Here is a 14,870-nt window from a genome sequence, read left to right as displayed (position 1 = left end):
GCGTTGACCGTTTCTTTCGAATGCCCATCGCAACCTCCTCATCGAGTGTTGCGACGACCAATTGAATCCGCCGGTGTGTTCGGCCAGACCTGTGGTACCTGCCGCCTGCATTTTTTTCAGCAGGCGGGCCACGGGCGCGGCCAGCGCCCGGCCTTCCCTGCGCCCTTCATCTCGTGAGGGCGGCACGATGAGCAAAGCTCGGACGCAAAATGCGTCGCGAGATCGCGGAGCTGCATCGCCAGATGTCGGCAGACAATGTTGCCATGAAAGACACCGCGGGCGTCGCTGCGCTCCTCGCAATGACGGCGTACGGGGCAAGCTGCCCACCCTCCCCTGGAGGGGGAGGGTCGCATCACGACGAGCGAAGCGAGACGTGAGGCGGGGTGGGGTGATCTCTCCACTTGCACCAGAGCCTGCGGAGAGATCACCCCACCCCGCTCGCCCGCTTCGCGTGCGATCGACCCTCCCCCTCCAGGGGAGGGTGGGCCAAATCGAGTTCTAGCGCGAGAAGGATGAGGCGACGTTCGCAGACAACCGAGGTCAGTCGAAAAGGCTCGACACCGATTCTTCTGCCGCGGTGCGGCCGATCGCCTCGGCGATCAGCGGCGCGATCGCCAGCGTGCGGATGTTGGGGGCGTTGCGGACCGCTTCGGTCGGCATGATGGAGTCGGTGATGACGAGCTCCTTCAGCCGCGACGAGGTGATGCGGGACGCGGCACCGCCGGAGAGCACGCCATGCGTGATGTAGGCGTAGACGTCCTTGGCGCCGTATTTGAGCAGCGCATCCGCCGCGTTCACCAGGGTGCCGCCGGAATCGACGATGTCGTCGATCAGGATGCAGGTGTGGCCGGAGACGTCGCCGATCACGTTCATGACCTCGGACTCGCCGGGACGTTCGCGGCGCTTGTCGACGATGGCGAGCGGCGTGTTGATGCGCTTGGCCAGGCCTCGGGCGCGCGCCACGCCGCCGACGTCCGGCGAGACGACCATGAGGTTGGAGAGATCGAAGCGATCCTTGATGTCGCGCACCATCAGCGGCGAGGCAAAAAGGTTATCGGTCGGGATGTCGAAGAAGCCCTGGATCTGGCCGGCGTGCAGATCGAGCGTCATGACGCGGTCGACGCCCGCATGGGTGATCAGGTTCGCGACGAGCTTGGCCGAGATCGGCGTGCGCGAGTTCGATTTGCGATCCTGCCGCGCATAGCCGAAATAGGGCACCACGGCGGTGATGCGGCGCGCGGAGGCGCGGCGCAGCGCATCGGTGATGATCAGGAGCTCCATCAGCAGGTCGTTCGCCGGATAGGACGTCGATTGAATGATGAAGACGTCGGAGCCGCGGACGTTCTCCTGGATCTCGACGAAGATCTCCATGTCGGCGAAGCGCCGGACCACCGCTTTCGTCAGCGGCAGCCCAAGTTCAGCGGCGATGCCGGCGGCGAGAGCCGGATTGGAGTTGCCGGCGACGAGTTTGATGGAGCCGTTCTTGGCCGACATCGTGAATTCTCCTCGCGTCTCGCTGGAGACCTTGTTCAGCATATCGGGCTATCCATGGAACCGGCAGTTTTGCACGGGCGAGGTGATATCAAGGACACCGCGCGCATGGCAACCCGCCGCAGGTGTTTTTCCCGGTCAAAAACGGCGCAAAATGCGCCTCTTTGCCTAATGGTCGGTGTAGCCGAGGGCCGCGACGCTGGTGCCGCCGGACGCCGGCGACGCGGGCTCGGCCACGGCGACCGCAGGGCCGCGGGTGGCCGGTGCCGCCGGTGGCGCGCCGTCGGCGGGCGCGGTGCCGTTCAGCATGTTCGAAAGTCCGCTGAAGCCCGCCTGCGCGATTTTCCGAAGCACCATGTCGTCGACATTGTTCCACGGATCGCGGCCGCCGCGTCCGACCGGCTCTTCGCCCGACAGCCGCAGCGCGCGCTGCTGATTGCGATCATAGACGTCGAACACCCAGGCGATCACGCTCTTGCCGCTGACGACCTGGGCGGAGAGATAGGTGCGGACACGATACGCTGCAGGGGCCTCGCGCGACACGATGGCGAGGCTGCGCAGTTTGGACTCGCTGTCGAGCACGCTGACCATGCGGTCGAAGATCTGCGGCGGCGGGCCGTCGATCTGCTCGAAGGCGATCGTGGCGCTATCCGATGCAGGCGCCATCGCATAGGCGTTGGACGGGCCACCGCTGCTGGTCGCGCAGCCGCCGAGCGTTGCAGCGGACGTCATCAGCAAAACGGCAACGCAGGCGTGCTGCGCAGCGCGGCTGATCCGTCGAAGTGGTGTCGGCGCTCCCCTCATCGTCGGGAGCGATATCGTTAAAATCGATTAACGTCTAGGTCGCGGCTGCCACAGATTGGGACAGAGTGCACTCAGTTGTACAGAAAGGGTTAAGCAATCCACATGCGGCCACAATGGCGCCCCGCTTCAGCCTTCGAGCATGATGGCATGGACGTGCCGGCCATAGTCCGGCTCCCTGCGATGCACAGAGCGGCGGTAACTGAAGAAGCGCTCATCGGCATAGGTGTCGAGGCCGAGGTCGTCGATCAGCAGCACGCCGGCGTTTTCCAGCCGCATCCGGATGAAGCCGGCGAGGTCGAACATTGCGTGGCCGTCGCGCGTCGAGGGCAGGAAGAAGCGCGCGTGCTCGGCGTCGTCGTCGAGGAAGCGCGTGACGAACTCGGCGCCGACTTCATAGCTCGGCTGGCGGATCAGGGGTCCGACGGCGGCGATGACCTGCCCGCGCTCGGCGCCAAGCTCCTCCATCGCCTGCAGCGTGGCTTCGAGCACGCCGGTGAGCGCGCCTTTCCAGCCGGCATGGGCGGCGCCGATGACGCGCCTCTCGGGGTCGGCGAACAGGATCGGCCCGCAATCGGCCGTGGTGACACCGATCGCGAGATTCGGCGTTGCGGTCACCAGCGCATCGGCCTTCGGCCTGACGGGGCCGTCCCAGGGCCCGGTCGCAACCACGACGTCGGGCGAATGAATCTGGTGCAGGCTGAGGAACTGGTCGGGCGCGACGCCGAGATGGGCGGCCATGCGGCGGCGGTTTTCCCGGACGTTCTCCGGCACGTCATTCGATCCGAGCCCGCCATTGAGGCCGGCATAGATGCCGTCGGAGACGCCGCCCTCGCGGGTGAAGAAGGCGTGGCGCAGGCCAGGGATCGCGGACATCACATCCGATGATACCAGCATCATGCGCCTCCCGTGTTCTCGTTGGTGTGTTCGTCGCTGATGCCCGCCAGCACCGGAATGGCCGGATCGGAGATGCCGAGCACCTTGAACAGCGACCCCATTCCGCCGCGGCCGCCGCCGGTCAGGCGCTTCAGCCCGCTCGCGATGTCCTGCGAGACTTCCGGCGACGCCTTCTGCATCAGGGTCAGCGCGCGGGTTTCGATGCCGAGCCGCTGCAGGAACTCGCCCTGCGTGACCGGGCCGTGAACGCGCGCGCCGACGGCTTCCGCGGCCCGCGCCAGCGCGTCGAAATCGACATGGGCGGTGATGTCGGCAAGCCCCGGTGTCTTGAGGGGATCAGCGAAGCTATGACGGGCGATGGCCTGGAAGGTGTCGCCGACGTCGCTGCGCACATGGCCGTAATCGATGATGACGGCGGCGCCGCGCTGGTCGCGGATGCGCCTGGCGATGGCCATCATCTCCATGTTCGGCCGCCATTCGAAGATCGCGCCGGCCGGCGCGGCGCGCACCAGCGGCGGCAGCAGCAGCTCGAAGCCGGGCGTCGGATCGGCGGCCGCGCCGTAGACGAAGTTCTCCTCCTCGTCGAGCTCGACGACGCGCTCGTGCCAGCCGGTCTCGCGCCTGATCATCTGGTGGATCGGCAGCACGTCGAAATACTCGTTGGCGAAGATGACGCTGGGGCCCTCCGGCACCTCGTCGAAGCTCTCGTGCCAGTTGACGTTGCGCAGGCCGGTCAGCGTCGCCTTCTGCTTTTCGCGCAGGACAGGATTGACCTCGACCAGGTGGACCGAGATCGTCTGGTACAGCGGCGGCAGCACGCGCAGCGCCCGCAGCGCATCCGACATCATGGTGCCGCGGCCGGGTCCCAGCTCGATCAGCCGGAATTGCTGCGGCGATCCCGTCGCCTTCCAGATCGAGGCCGCCCACAGTCCGAGCAACTCGCCGAACATCTGGCTCACTTCGGGGGCGGTGGTGAAGTCGCCCTCGCGTCCGAGCGGATCGCGCGAGATGTAGTAGCCGTGCTCCGGATGCATCAGGCACAGCTCCATGTAACGCCAGACCGGCATCGGTCCGGATGCCTTGATCAGCCGCTTGATCTCGGTGTGGAGCGGAGAGGTTTCGATCACGGATTGGCCTGCAGCGGGGGAGTGGCTTGATGTGTCGCGGGCTTGCGCAGCGCCCGCGCCACCAGGATGGCGCCGATGATCAGCATCGGCACCGACAGCACCATGCCCATGGTCAGGCCACCCCAGAGAAAGCCCAATTGCTTGTCGGGCTCGCGGAACAGCTCGCTGGTGATGCGCGCCACGCCATAGAGGGTGATGAAGCTGCCGAGGATCAGGCCGGGCCGTTTCAGCGCGCCGAACCGGATCATGATCGCCAGCACGATGAACAGCACGATGCCTTCGAGGCCGGCCTCGTAGAGCTGGCTCGGATGGCGCGGGAGGTGGGTCGGATCGCGCGGGAAGATCATCGCCCAGGGCACGCTTGTATCGGCGGCACGGCCCCACAGCTCACCATTGATGAAATTGGCGATGCGGCCGAGCAGCAGGCCGATGGGCGCGACCGCGGTGGTGACGTCGCCGAGCGAGAGGATCGGCAGGCCGTTGCGGCGGGCGAACCAGATCACGGCGAGCACGCAGCCCATGAAGCCGCCATGGAACGACATGCCGCCGTTCCACAGCTCGAAGATCTCGATCGGATGATCGATGAAGAACGGCAGGTTGTAGAACAGCACGTAGCCGGTGCGGCCGCCGAGGATGATGCCGATCGTGACCCACAGGATGAAGTCGTCGAGCTGGACCAGCGACACCGGCGCCGGGCCGCCCCACAGCCGCTCCTTCTTGAGCAGCGAGCGAGCGTAGAGCCAGCCGATCACGATGCCGCAGATATAGGCCAGCGCGTACCAGCGGATCGCGAACGGGCCGATCGCGATCGCAACCGGATCGAACACGGGGAAATCGATGAGGAGAGGCGTCATTCACTGGCTTTCGTGGACACGGCGTCCCGCTTCCGGAAGCCCCCGGGCGATGCGGGCTTCGAACGAGCCCCGCCACATGAACGGGCGCGGCGCGATGTGATCTCAGGGCTGCTCATACCAGCGCCGCGGGCCGGCGCAACAAGTACGATGACAAGGAAACCAAGGCATGACAAGACGGCCCATCTTGCGGGCGGCGACAGGGATCGCCATTCTGTCTTCCATTATCTTGCTCGTCGCGGGACGCGGAGTTTCTCACATGACCCAGACCAACAACCGGTTTTTCGACGAACTCGGCCGCCTGATGAACGATGCCGCAGGTGCCGCCCAGGGCATGAAGCGGGAGGTCGATTCCGTCATCCGCAACCAGGCGGAAAAGATCCTGAACGACCTGGACATCGTGAAGCGCGAGGAGTTCGAGGCGGTCAAGGACATGGCCCGGCTCGCCCGCGAGGAGAACGAGGCGCTGAAGGCGCGGATCGCGGCGCTGGAAGCCAAGCTGGGTGGTGCGGCCGGCACGCCGCCGGGCGCCGGCAGCGCGGATGGCTGACGCCGCGGCCGGGGTCGCCCTGGGACGGGAGGGGCAGGCGGCCCCTTCATTTCCTTGTCATTTCCCGGGTTTGCCGCTAGAACGCCGCCACGTCCGCGGCCCCCGCACCCCTGGAGGCTTGCCGAAGGACGTCCAGCAACGGGCCGCATTGCGGCCTTTAACTTTTTAAAACAAGGACTTAACACGATGGCGACCGTCAGAGAACTGAAGGCGACCGCCCGTCCGTCAGTCGGCAAGGGGGCCGCACGGGCAGAGCGTCGCGCCGGGAGAGTGCCCGGAGTGATTTATGGAGACAACCAGCCCCCGCTGCCGATCTCGGTGGAAGACCGCGAGCTGCGCCAGCGCATCCTCGCAGGCCGGTTTCTGACCACGATCTTCGACGTCACCCTCGACGGCAAGAAGCACCGGGTGATCCCGCGCGACTTCCACCTCGATCCGGTCAAGGACTTCCCGATCCACGTCGACTTCATGCGGCTCGGCCAGGGCGCGACCATTCGCGTCAGCGTGCCGCTGCATGTGGTGGGCTCGGAAGGCGCGCCGGGCGTCAAGCGCGGCGGCACGGTCAACATCGTGACCCACACGCTCGAGCTCGAGTGCCTCGCGGAGAACATTCCGCAGTACATCGAGGCCGATGTCAGCGCGCTCGAGATCAACCACTCGCTGCACATCTCCGATGTCAAGCTGCCGACCGGTGTGAAGACGCTCTCGCGCGACGACGCGACGCTCGTCACCATCGTGCCGCCGTCGGGCTATGGCGAGGAGCAGAAGGCGGCTGCTGGCGCCGCAGCGGCGCCCGCTGCTGCTGCTCCGGCTGCCGCTGCGAAGGCTCCCGCGGCCGCTGCCAAGGCGCCGGCTGGCGGCGACAAGAAGAAGTAAGCCGTTCCGCTTCTGGGAAGCACGGGCGGGTCCCGTGCTTCTCGAAGCGACGGCGGGGGCGGATGCCGCGTCATGCTGCTGTTTGTCGGCCTCGGCAATCCCGGCGCGAAATATGCGCGCAACCGGCACAATATCGGCTTCATGGCCGTTGACGAGATCGCGCGGCGTCACCGCTTTTCGCCGTGGCGACGCAGGTTTCAGGGCGAGACCTCGGAAGGCACGCTCGACTCCGAGCGCGTCATCCTGCTCAAGCCCACGACCTATATGAACGAATCCGGCCGCGCCGTGCAGGAAGCGGCCAGCTTCTTCAAGCTCGGCGTCGGCGACGTCACGGTGTTTCAGGATGAGCTGGAATTGTCGCCGGGCAAGCTGCGCGTGAAGGTCGGCGGCGGCATTGCCGGCCATAACGGGTTGCGCTCGATCTCGGCGCATCTCGGCAACGACTATCGCCGCGTCCGGCTCGGCATCGGTCATCCCGGCGTCAAGGAATTGGTGCACGGCCATGTGCTGTCGGACTTCGCCAAGTCCGAGATGCCCTGGGTCGAGGCGCTGTGCGAGGCGGTGGCCGACAATGCGGGTTTGTTGACGGGCCGGCGCGACTCCACCTTCGCCAACAAGGTGCATCTGGCGCTGCAGGCCAAAGGTTTTCTGGACAAGGGCGATGTCGGCGCCGCGTAAGGCGCCCCGGGCCCTCGCCTCAAGAGGATGCGAGACGGATCATGGGATTCAAATGCGGGATCGTCGGCTTGCCCAACGTCGGCAAGTCGACGCTGTTCAACGCGCTGACGGAGACGGCGGCGGCGCAGGCCGCGAACTATCCGTTCTGCACCATCGAGCCGAATGTCGGCGAGGTCGCCGTTCCCGATCCGCGGCTGGAAAAGCTCGCGGCGATCGCCAAGTCGGGCCAGATCATTCCGACGCGGCTGACCTTCGTCGACATCGCCGGACTGGTGCGCGGCGCCTCCAAGGGTGAAGGCCTCGGCAACCAGTTTCTCGCCAACATCCGTGAGGTCGACGCGATCGCGCATGTGGTGCGCTGCTTCGAGGATTCCGACATCACCCATGTCGAGGGCAAGATTGCCCCGCTCGCCGACATCGAGACCATCGAGACCGAGCTGATGCTGTCCGATCTCGACAGCCTCGAGAAGCGGGTCGACAACCTCGCCAAGAAGGCCAAGGGCGGCGACAAGGACGCCAAGGAGCAGTACGAGCTGGTCACCCGTGCTCTGGTGCTGCTGCGCGACGGCAAGCCCGCGCGGCTGCTGGAGCGCAAGCCGGAGGAGGAGCGCGCCTTCGGCATGCTCGGACTGCTCACCTCCAAGCCCGTGCTCTACGTCTGCAATGTCGAGGAAGGCTCGGCCAAGGACGGCAACAGCTTCTCAAAGGCGGTGTTTGAGCGCGCCAAGGAGGAGGGCGCGGTCGCCGTCGTGATCTCGGCCAAGATCGAGTCCGAGATTGCGACGCTGTCGCGCGAGGAGCGGGTGGATTTCCTGGAGACGCTCGGGCTCGAAGAGGCAGGTCTCGATCGGCTCATCCGCGCCGGCTATCAGCTGCTCGACCTGATCACCTACTTTACGGTCGGTCCGAAGGAAGCGCGCGCCTGGACCATCCACCGCGGCACCAAGGCGCCGGCGGCGGCCGGCGTCATTCACACCGATTTCGAGAAGGGCTTCATCCGCGCCGAAACCATCGCCTATGCCGACTATGTCGCGCTCGGCGGCGAGGCGGGCGCCCGCGAGGGTGGCAAGCTGCGCCTCGAAGGTAAGGAGTATGTCGTCGCCGACGGCGACGTCATGCACTTCCGCTTCAACAACTAAGGCCGTGCGGGGCGGCTACATCCGCCCCTGCTCGCGGATCGCGCCGAGATGCTCGTTGATGCGGAAGACGATCAGCACGAACTCGGCGATGATGCGCGAGAACACCATGCCGACGATGATGCCGGCGAGCGACGACAACAGCATCAGGAAACCGCCGAACGGGCTGATCGCCATTTCGGAGAGGCCCGTGAAAATGCCGCGAATTCCCGACAGGATGATCAGCGCAATCACGAGCCAATAGAACGTCTTGATGATGGTGGGCGTGATGAAGCGGTCCCACTGGAACAAATCGCGAAATTCCAACATCCTGATCCCCCGGCCACGTCCGAATCGGTCGTCAAATCCGTCTTTAAGTCGTGCTCGAATTGCGCGCCAGACGGCATCGGCGGCAGCCGAATTCGTTCCGGTATATGGCGCCTTCTGGCACTCTCTTGCGACTGGACCGGGCGTCAGCCATGCGAGCGGCCCGGTTGTGATTGCTGCAAAGTGCGGCCACAATCGGGCTTCTTTCAGCCATTCCCAGCCTCATGACCCTCACCTTCGAAGATTTTCCGCAAGGCCCGTTCGGCAGCTTCGGCCCGCGACACGTCACCCGCGACGAGATCATCGCCTTCGCGTCTGAGTTTGATCCGCAGCCGATGCATCTGGACGAACTGGCTGCCTCGCAGTCGATGCTCAAGGGTCTGTCCGGCTCGGGTTGGCACCTCTGCTCGCTGATGATGCGCATGATGTTCGACGGCTTCATCGGCCGCACCGCTTCGCTCGGCTCGCCGGGCGTCAACGAGGTCCGGTGGCTGTCGCCGCTGCGTCCTGACGATGAGCTGATGCTCGATGTGGAGGTTCTGGAAGCGCGGGTGTCGCGGAGCCGTCCGTCGACCGGGATCGTCACCTTCAAATGCAGCGTGCGCAACAAGGCTGGCATGAGACTTTGCGAGATGGTTTCTCCCATCATCGTCGAGCGCCGTGAGAGCCGCGGGCAGGTGGGCTGATGCGCTTTTTCGAGGATCTTCAGGTCGGCCAGCGCCGCGAGCTCGGCTCCTACACGTTCACTGCCGAAGAGATTAAGCGCTTTGCCATTCAATTCGATCCGCAGCGCTTTCATCTCGACGAGGAAGAGGGCCGCCGGTCGCTGTTCGGCGGGCTCGCGGCATCGGGATGGCACATCGGCTCGGTCTGCATGAAGCTGATCATCGCGGACAATCAGCGACTGCTGGAGATCGCGCGCATGCGTGGCGAGCCGATCGCTCTCGGAGGTCCTTCTCCCGGCTTCCGTGATCTGCGCTGGCACAAGCCGGTGCTTGCAGGAGATACGATCAGCTTCTCGAGCGCGATTGATTCGCTTCGCGAGTCGGCCTCGCGCCCGGAGTGGGGCATCCTGCAGGCGCGCAATACCGGCATCAATCAGCGCGACGAGCTGGTGTTCTCTGTGCTTGCGTCGGCCTTCGTCCCTCGACGGAACAACGGTTGAGGCGAAAAGGTCACGCTTCGTAGGATTGTCGGCGCGGAACGAACTTCGCGCTAACGCATTCTGAACTCCGACTCTATAAGACAGCCAATCAGGGATCAGGATGTGGGGGATGAGTATGGCAGATCGCGGTGGTCTGAAACTCCTCGGCTTTATCTTTGCCAGCGTGACGCTCGCGGTGATGCTCGCGACGGGAATGGTCGTGAAGGGCTACGCGGACGGATCGTATTCGCTCGAGACGTCAGCGACGATCAACGAGTGACGGTTTAACTACTCGTTAACCAGAACGGACCACGCGGTCCTGTTCGTAGAGGCGATCTAGCGGCTCCAGATGAGCACCATGATCGCCATCGCCACCACCAGCAAACCGACGAAACGGACCATGATGGTCCCGATCCGCTGAGGCTTGGGCCGCAGAGGAATCGGATCGGTGTTGTGCGGCCGGATCGTTTCCATGAGAGCGACATCCCCCTGACGCAACCTGCCCGCCACGAGAGCGGCGGAAGTTGGTCGCGGGAGGGCCGGAGCGCGTTCAAGGACGCGGCGCTGCAAAGACGAAAACCGCCGCGCGATGCCTCGCACGGCGGCCCTCTTCAAGATCCGGAAAGAATGTTCAGCTGCTGCGCAGGCCGTCGGCGGCGCGCTTCCACTGCGTGACGTTCTCGGCGATCGCCCGGGTCGACTTCATCGCCGCCTGGCTGAGCTGTGCATAGCTCGCGATCTCGCGCTGCACCCGCTGGCCCTCGGCATGCAGCAGTTCGCGCAGGCTCTCGAGCTCTCCGATCAGGTTCTCGATCTCCGACAGCGAGGTGCCGGCGACGCGCTGGATCAGCGTGGTGACGCTGTTCACTGCTGCATCGGCATCGATCGAGGCCTCGGCCGTGGCGGCCGCATTGGGGCGGCGCAGATAGGCGATATCGTTACGGACGAAATCACGAATGCCGGCCTCGACTTCGGAGACCGCGGCCAGATCCGTATCCAGCTCGGCTTCAGTTCCATCGATCTTGTCCGGACGAATGACATTCATCGGCTAATTCCTCATTTCGCGTTCAAGCGAGCGCGGTGTCCCCGCACGACGAACTTCTCAAAGCCTATCAGTGCGGCCAAATTGGGCCGCACCGCGGCGAAGCTGCGGCGAACGTTCGATCATTCGTGGCGGGCTGCCGCAATGGTGAACGTCACCAGCTCCGCTTGAAGCCGGCCGAGATGCTCTTGCTGGTGCCGCCCTGCGCGGTCTCGCTGACTGAGCCGGAGATGCTGAGACCATCCGACAGCTTCTGCTCCGCGCCGACCTTGCGCAGCCATTTGTCGTCGCTCGACGACAGGGTCTGGCCGGCGGTGACGCTGGTGCCGGTGTCGCCGATCGAGAGCTTGGCGGACTGCTCGGTGTCGAAGCTGCGGCTGGTCTTCGGCGCCGCGCCGGGAATCGGCACCATGCCCTGCTGGGTGACGTTGTAGCCGTTCTGCAGGGTCAGATTGTAGTGATCGATCGGCACCGCCTTGGTGATGGTGGTGCCGAGCCGGCTGTGATCGGATCCGGGATCGACGCGGGCCTCGATGGCGGTCTTGTCCCAGATCGAGCCGGCCCCCGGCGCGGTGACGGCCGCCCAGGCCGAGCCGCCGGATTCCGGAGCATTGCCGCCGTTCTCGGCCTTCTCCGCCAGCAATTCCGACATCGTGGTCGGCTGCCGCGCGACCGTCATGTCGGCGCCGACGCGGGCGTCCCAGAACGGCGACACCGACTGCTTGACCGACACGCCCGAGGCGAGGCTGCCCTTGTTCTGGTTCGACCAGTCGAGCGCGGCGGCCTTCTCTGCGGCGGCCTTGCGCTTCGCCGCCGCGGCCGCTTCGGGACGGTCGAGGAAGGTGGTGTCGTCGATCGCGAGCTGGCTCCAGTCGAGCTTCTCGACGTCGATGTCCTTCATCGGGTCGGCCGCTGCCTGGTCCTCGGACTTGTCCTCGTCCTCCGGCTCCGGCGCGATCTGCTGCCAGGGTGTGATCTGCAGCGGCTGCGGCGCCTGCATCAGCGTCTGGGCCGGCGCGGCGGACGCAAGAAGGCCGAAGCCGGCCGTGAAAACCGCCAGCGCGCAACCATACGATGTCATGAGAGCAACCCCCGCCGCCCGAACCTGTGTGCCGGAATATGGTGGAATCTTGGCGCAAAATTATGGCTGCGCCAGTCACGATGTGTTGGGTTGCCGGTGAGTGTGACCACAATCCAACACGCCGGCGGGCTCAGGCGAAGCTGCCGATGCGCGGCAGGTCGATGGGGCGGCCGAGCGTCTGCTCGACCAGATCGAACGTATCGATCAGGATCCGCAGCCGCGCGAGCTTGCCGGCGCGGAATTGCATGAATTGCGCGAGCCGCGCCGTGATCGGCTTGTCGGAATCCTGCGCCGTCATCGCGCAGCGGACCATGGTCGCCGCGCTGGTCTCGTCCAGCATCAAGGTCTCGCGCTCCAGCCGGCGGATGCTCACATTGTCCGCGATCTGCCTGACGGCGTCGAGCACGGCGGCGCGGCCGTGCCGCGCGCCGAGGAAGGGAAACATGTCGATCGGGCCGTAGATGGCCCAGTCGATGTCGTCATCGAGAAGTTCGGCGAAATCGTCGAAACGGCGGTCGTTGATCGCGCCATGCAATGCGCGCGACAGACGCCAGAGGCTGTGCTCCGTCATCGGCTCGGGATCCTGAACTGGCTTGCAAGGGGGCGCGCCGGCCTCAAGGCGACGTCGCAACGGACATCGCGCGCCGGGGCGCCGAATCTATCTCTCTTGAGCCTCACATAAATCAACCACCTGCGCGCGCAACGGCTGTTTTTGCATTGCACAAATGCGCGCGACCGCCGGTCGCCGCGCCCTAACGCCCTTCATGCTGCATGCGCTGCTGCGCGATCGCGACCTCGTGGTCGCGGAAGGCGGCCATGCCGAACAGGGTGGCGCCGGCGAGGCCGCCGATCAGGGCGCCGAGCGGCATGAAGGTGAAGAACACCAGCATGCCCGCATAGCCTTCGAATTCGCTGGTGTTGAACAGCTCGATCCAGGCCAGTCCAAGCCCTACTCCGATCGTCGCGCCGCCGACGACGCCCATCACCAGTCCGGCCATCGCCAGGAATGCTATTCTCATGTCACCGATGCCCCGTATACCACCGCTGATGGGGTGCGGAGCCCGGGCCACAGGTTCAAGGCGACGAGGCGGCGGGTGGTGACGTTTGCGTGATCGGCTGGTCCAGGCCCTGGTCCGCTACGGCCGTGCCGGCCTCAGGGCCGGGCGGCGCCCGCGATCAGCAGCCGGCTGAGATCGCATTCGAGCACCTGCTGCACCAGGTCGTAGGTGTCCATGATCTCGCGGATGCGGGCGACGCGGCCGTCGCGCAGCGTGTAGAAGGCGGCGAGGTCGTACTGCACGATGCGGTCGTTGTCGCGCTTGCGCAGGAAGATGCGCAGATCCACGGCGACCTGGTCGCCTTCGCAGATCATGGTCTTGATCTCGTGCCGGACCTCGGCATAGCGGCTGCGCGCCGTCTCCCACATCTGCCGCACCTCGGCCTTGCCCCGGCGGCCGCCGAGATGGGGGAAGATGTCGATCGGCGCCGAGGCGAAGTGCTCGAGGTCGTCGGTGCAATGCGCCAGCACGCTGTCGAAATCGCCGGCGGCATGGGCCTCGAGCAGCTTGCGCACGCGCTGCTTGTTGATGTGCTCGATCATCCTGTCTCCACTGACGGGAATGTCCGCGTCGGCGATCTCGTTCTGGAGATGCCGGCGGACGGCCGTCAACCACCTGTGTGACCGTCGGCCGGCTCAATGCGCCGGTACGGTGAACGGAAGCTTGGCGAGTGATCGCGTCACGATCATGTCTCAGTCCACTCTCGGCTCATCTCTCAGCTCATTTCTCAGCTCTTGGGTCATCACCGCGCGCGATAAGGTTCGCGCAATGCGTCATGCCGGTTGCGAGGCGGGAACCGCCCCGCCGCGTCGCCGTTACCTCGCACCATTCTTGCGGAGCTCGATCATGACGATGTCGATCACGAAGACCATGCTTGCCGCCTCCGTCGCAGCGCTGGCGCTGCTGTCGACGCAGGCCGCCGAGGCCAAGGGGTGCATCAAGGGCGCCATCGTCGGCGGCGTGGCCGGCCACTATGCCGGCCATCACGGCGTGCTCGGCGCCGCCGCCGGCTGCCTCTATGGCCGTCACCGCGCCAAGGAGCAGGAGCGTCAGCAGCAGCAACAGGGCCAGGTGAACGGGCAGGGCCGGACCTAGTCGATGCCGCGCGTCGACCGTCCTCGGCGTGCCCTCATCCCAGCCGGCGGCGCTGGCCTCGCGTGACGGGGCTCACGGTCCTCATCCGGCGGGCCGGTTAGACGGGAGCGGTCCGGTCCTCGCCGAGGACCGCCGCAACCGGATGTCCGGGCCATGCTCACCGTCGCCTCTCCCAGCCCCTCCGCGCCGAAGGCGGCGCTGCTCAACCTGTTCGAAGGCATGGCGCTGACCGCGCTGTTCCAGGCCATTCCAACCTATGCCGGCGCCGCGCTGATCCTCAAGCTGGCGCACAGCACGGCGCTGCGGCCCGGCATCATCGGCTTCGTCGCGAGCGCGACCATCATCCACGTGCTGATGACTTCCGCTGCGGGGCCGCGCTTTCAGCGCGTGCTCAAGCAGGCCTACGCGCCGGTGTTCTACGACGCGACCCTTGGTCTCGCCGACAAGGTGCTGCGCTGGCGCACGCAGCCCGAGGCATCGCTGCAGCTCCTGGGCTCGACCGTGATGCTGGCGCTACTGTCGGTCGCGGTGCTGGCGACGGGGTGAGGCGGGCGCCGTCCCGCGAAGCATGGCGTCAGCTTCGGCGCAGCGCTCGTGTGCGCCGCGGCTCGTCCGACACGTCGGCGAGGATGGCGCGCGTCTGTCTCAACCAACTCCATCGTCGTCCCGGCGAACGCCGGCAACTGTTATGTTGATGGAGTGATCGCATAAGGTTTTCGGTCGCGCATCATGGCATT

General features: G+C 65.7%; 21 protein-coding genes. 9 read left to right on the top strand and 12 right to left on the bottom strand.

Features of this window, described 5'->3' with window-relative positions:
• Nucleotides 1–540 precede the first annotated feature (540 nt).
• The 5 genes from ACQR03_RS33285 to lgt form a co-directional block, all read right to left on the bottom strand.
• A complete protein-coding gene (locus ACQR03_RS33285; protein ID WP_315714378.1) occupies nt 541–1,494 on the bottom strand; it encodes a ribose-phosphate pyrophosphokinase in 954 nt (317 codons plus the stop codon).
• Between the two features lie 165 nt (nt 1,495–1,659).
• Complete coding sequence (locus ACQR03_RS33280; protein WP_315752719.1) at nt 1,660–2,223, bottom strand: hypothetical protein; 564 nt, start codon at nt 2,221–2,223, stop codon at nt 1,660–1,662.
• 198 nt (nt 2,224–2,421) lie between these two features.
• Complete coding sequence (gene pgeF, locus ACQR03_RS33275) at nt 2,422–3,168, bottom strand: peptidoglycan editing factor PgeF (RefSeq protein WP_409998670.1); 747 nt, start codon at nt 3,166–3,168, stop codon at nt 2,422–2,424.
• Nucleotides 3,169–3,188: 20 nt separating this feature from the next.
• On the bottom strand, nt 3,189–4,316 hold the full coding sequence (locus tag ACQR03_RS33270; RefSeq protein WP_315714077.1) for a class I SAM-dependent methyltransferase: 1,128 nt from the start codon (nt 4,314–4,316) through the stop codon (nt 3,189–3,191).
• On the bottom strand, nt 4,313–5,170 hold the full coding sequence (gene lgt, locus ACQR03_RS33265) for a prolipoprotein diacylglyceryl transferase (protein ID WP_315752723.1): 858 nt from the start codon (nt 5,168–5,170) through the stop codon (nt 4,313–4,315). The genes ACQR03_RS33270 and lgt overlap by 4 nt, the downstream gene beginning before the upstream one ends.
• Before the next feature lie 256 nt (nt 5,171–5,426).
• On the opposite strand from lgt, the gene ACQR03_RS33260 reads away from it, so the two are divergent.
• The 4 genes from ACQR03_RS33260 to ychF all read left to right on the top strand — a co-directional run bounded on the left by ACQR03_RS33260 (nt 5,427) and on the right by ychF (nt 8,410).
• Nucleotides 5,427–5,717 carry an accessory factor UbiK family protein gene (locus ACQR03_RS33260; RefSeq protein WP_315714079.1) on the top strand — a complete coding sequence of 97 codons (291 nt, stop codon included), beginning with the start codon at nt 5,427–5,429 and terminating at the stop codon, nt 5,715–5,717.
• 186 nt (nt 5,718–5,903) lie between these two features.
• On the top strand, nt 5,904–6,593 hold the full coding sequence (locus ACQR03_RS33255; RefSeq protein ID WP_315714080.1) for a 50S ribosomal protein L25/general stress protein Ctc: 690 nt from the start codon (nt 5,904–5,906) through the stop codon (nt 6,591–6,593).
• Between the two features lie 72 nt (nt 6,594–6,665).
• Nucleotides 6,666–7,271 (top strand): aminoacyl-tRNA hydrolase, encoded by a 606-nt coding sequence (gene pth / locus ACQR03_RS33250; protein WP_315752724.1) that lies wholly within the window; start codon nt 6,666–6,668, stop codon nt 7,269–7,271.
• A 41-nt stretch (nt 7,272–7,312) separates the two neighbouring features.
• Complete coding sequence (gene ychF / locus ACQR03_RS33245) at nt 7,313–8,410, top strand: redox-regulated ATPase YchF (protein ID WP_315714082.1); 1,098 nt, start codon at nt 7,313–7,315, stop codon at nt 8,408–8,410.
• Between the two features lie 15 nt (nt 8,411–8,425).
• On the opposite strand, the gene ACQR03_RS33240 is transcribed toward ychF, so the two are convergent.
• Nucleotides 8,426–8,716 carry a DUF4282 domain-containing protein gene (locus ACQR03_RS33240; RefSeq protein WP_315714083.1) on the bottom strand — a complete coding sequence of 97 codons (291 nt, stop codon included), beginning with the start codon at nt 8,714–8,716 and terminating at the stop codon, nt 8,426–8,428.
• 221 nt (nt 8,717–8,937) lie between these two features.
• On the opposite strand from ACQR03_RS33240, the gene ACQR03_RS33235 reads away from it, so the two are divergent.
• The 3 genes from ACQR03_RS33235 to ACQR03_RS33225 all read left to right on the top strand — a co-directional run bounded on the left by ACQR03_RS33235 (nt 8,938) and on the right by ACQR03_RS33225 (nt 10,137).
• Nucleotides 8,938–9,399, top strand: coding sequence for a MaoC family dehydratase (locus ACQR03_RS33235; protein ID WP_315714379.1), 462 nt, complete (start codon nt 8,938–8,940; stop codon nt 9,397–9,399).
• Nucleotides 9,399–9,878 (top strand): MaoC family dehydratase, encoded by a 480-nt coding sequence (locus tag ACQR03_RS33230; RefSeq protein WP_315752725.1) that lies wholly within the window; start codon nt 9,399–9,401, stop codon nt 9,876–9,878. Before ACQR03_RS33235 ends, ACQR03_RS33230 begins: the two co-directional genes overlap by 1 nt.
• A 109-nt stretch (nt 9,879–9,987) precedes the next feature.
• Entirely contained in the window at nt 9,988–10,137 is a 150-nt protein-coding gene (locus ACQR03_RS33225; RefSeq protein ID WP_315714401.1) for a hypothetical protein, read from the top strand.
• A 56-nt stretch (nt 10,138–10,193) separates the two neighbouring features.
• Here ACQR03_RS33225 and ACQR03_RS33220 read toward each other — a convergent pair whose 3' ends face one another.
• From ACQR03_RS33220 to ACQR03_RS33195, 6 genes are all read right to left on the bottom strand, one after another.
• The gene (locus ACQR03_RS33220; RefSeq protein WP_315752726.1) at nt 10,194–10,331 is read right to left on the bottom strand and encodes a hypothetical protein; all 138 of its coding nucleotides are present in this window, start codon (nt 10,329–10,331) and stop codon (nt 10,194–10,196) included.
• A 157-nt stretch (nt 10,332–10,488) separates the two neighbouring features.
• Nucleotides 10,489–10,902, bottom strand: coding sequence for a hypothetical protein (locus ACQR03_RS33215; RefSeq protein ID WP_315714086.1), 414 nt, complete (start codon nt 10,900–10,902; stop codon nt 10,489–10,491).
• 151 nt (nt 10,903–11,053) lie between these two features.
• Nucleotides 11,054–11,980, bottom strand: coding sequence for a hypothetical protein (locus ACQR03_RS33210; protein WP_315752727.1), 927 nt, complete (start codon nt 11,978–11,980; stop codon nt 11,054–11,056).
• 130 nt (nt 11,981–12,110) lie between these two features.
• Entirely contained in the window at nt 12,111–12,551 is a 441-nt protein-coding gene (locus ACQR03_RS33205) for a nuclear transport factor 2 family protein (RefSeq protein WP_315714088.1), read from the bottom strand.
• Between the two features lie 181 nt (nt 12,552–12,732).
• Nucleotides 12,733–12,999: a hypothetical protein gene (locus ACQR03_RS33200; protein WP_315714089.1), complete on the bottom strand. Its 267-nt coding sequence runs from the start codon at nt 12,997–12,999 to the stop codon at nt 12,733–12,735.
• 134 nt (nt 13,000–13,133) lie between these two features.
• Nucleotides 13,134–13,580: a nuclear transport factor 2 family protein gene (locus ACQR03_RS33195; RefSeq protein WP_315733967.1), complete on the bottom strand. Its 447-nt coding sequence runs from the start codon at nt 13,578–13,580 to the stop codon at nt 13,134–13,136.
• Between the two features lie 328 nt (nt 13,581–13,908).
• Between ACQR03_RS33195 and ACQR03_RS33190 the strand changes: the two genes are divergently transcribed.
• Both ACQR03_RS33190 and ACQR03_RS33185 read left to right on the top strand, forming a co-directional pair.
• On the top strand, nt 13,909–14,133 hold the full coding sequence (locus ACQR03_RS33190) for a hypothetical protein (protein ID WP_315735660.1): 225 nt from the start codon (nt 13,909–13,911) through the stop codon (nt 14,131–14,133).
• A gap of 153 nt (nt 14,134–14,286) precedes the next feature.
• Nucleotides 14,287–14,679 (top strand): hypothetical protein, encoded by a 393-nt coding sequence (locus ACQR03_RS33185; protein ID WP_315752728.1) that lies wholly within the window; start codon nt 14,287–14,289, stop codon nt 14,677–14,679.
• The last annotated feature ends 191 nt before the right edge of the window (nt 14,680–14,870 follow it).

It is taken from the genome of Bradyrhizobium sp. HKCCYLS3070 (genome assembly GCF_051167575.1).
Classification (GTDB): domain Bacteria; phylum Pseudomonadota; class Alphaproteobacteria; order Rhizobiales; family Xanthobacteraceae; genus Bradyrhizobium.
This window is presented reverse-complemented; position numbering and strand designations above follow the sequence as displayed.

Bases quoted from the DNA above. Each gene is read 5' to 3' on its own strand.
- ACQR03_RS33255 (WP_315714080.1), top strand. From the start codon at position 5,904: ATGGCGACCGTCAGAGAACTGAAGGCGACCGCCCGTCCGTCAGTCGGC.
- ACQR03_RS33195 (WP_315733967.1), bottom strand. From the start codon at position 13,580: ATGATCGAGCACATCAACAAGCAGCGCGTGCGCAAGCTGCTCGAGGCC.
- ACQR03_RS33205 (WP_315714088.1), bottom strand. From the start codon at position 12,551: ATGACGGAGCACAGCCTCTGGCGTCTGTCGCGCGCATTGCATGGCGCG.
- ACQR03_RS33225 (WP_315714401.1), top strand. From the start codon at position 9,988: ATGAGTATGGCAGATCGCGGTGGTCTGAAACTCCTCGGCTTTATCTTT.
- ACQR03_RS33285 (WP_315714378.1), bottom strand. From the start codon at position 1,494: ATGTCGGCCAAGAACGGCTCCATCAAACTCGTCGCCGGCAACTCCAAT.
- ACQR03_RS33200 (WP_315714089.1), bottom strand. From the start codon at position 12,999: ATGAGAATAGCATTCCTGGCGATGGCCGGACTGGTGATGGGCGTCGTC.
- ACQR03_RS33230 (WP_315752725.1), top strand. From the start codon at position 9,399: ATGCGCTTTTTCGAGGATCTTCAGGTCGGCCAGCGCCGCGAGCTCGGC.
- ACQR03_RS33220 (WP_315752726.1), bottom strand. From the start codon at position 10,331: ATGGAAACGATCCGGCCGCACAACACCGATCCGATTCCTCTGCGGCCC.
- ACQR03_RS33185 (WP_315752728.1), top strand. From the start codon at position 14,287: ATGCTCACCGTCGCCTCTCCCAGCCCCTCCGCGCCGAAGGCGGCGCTG.
- ACQR03_RS33210 (WP_315752727.1), bottom strand. From the start codon at position 11,980: ATGACATCGTATGGTTGCGCGCTGGCGGTTTTCACGGCCGGCTTCGGC.
- ACQR03_RS33235 (WP_315714379.1), top strand. From the start codon at position 8,938: ATGACCCTCACCTTCGAAGATTTTCCGCAAGGCCCGTTCGGCAGCTTC.
- ACQR03_RS33240 (WP_315714083.1), bottom strand. From the start codon at position 8,716: ATGTTGGAATTTCGCGATTTGTTCCAGTGGGACCGCTTCATCACGCCC.
- ACQR03_RS33190 (WP_315735660.1), top strand. From the start codon at position 13,909: ATGCTTGCCGCCTCCGTCGCAGCGCTGGCGCTGCTGTCGACGCAGGCC.
- pgeF (WP_409998670.1), bottom strand. From the start codon at position 3,168: ATGTCCGCGATCCCTGGCCTGCGCCACGCCTTCTTCACCCGCGAGGGC.
- ychF (WP_315714082.1), top strand. From the start codon at position 7,313: ATGGGATTCAAATGCGGGATCGTCGGCTTGCCCAACGTCGGCAAGTCG.
- pth (WP_315752724.1), top strand. From the start codon at position 6,666: ATGCTGCTGTTTGTCGGCCTCGGCAATCCCGGCGCGAAATATGCGCGC.
- ACQR03_RS33280 (WP_315752719.1), bottom strand. From the start codon at position 2,223: ATGACGTCCGCTGCAACGCTCGGCGGCTGCGCGACCAGCAGCGGTGGC.
- ACQR03_RS33215 (WP_315714086.1), bottom strand. From the start codon at position 10,902: ATGAATGTCATTCGTCCGGACAAGATCGATGGAACTGAAGCCGAGCTG.
- lgt (WP_315752723.1), bottom strand. From the start codon at position 5,170: ATGACGCCTCTCCTCATCGATTTCCCCGTGTTCGATCCGGTTGCGATC.
- ACQR03_RS33260 (WP_315714079.1), top strand. From the start codon at position 5,427: ATGACCCAGACCAACAACCGGTTTTTCGACGAACTCGGCCGCCTGATG.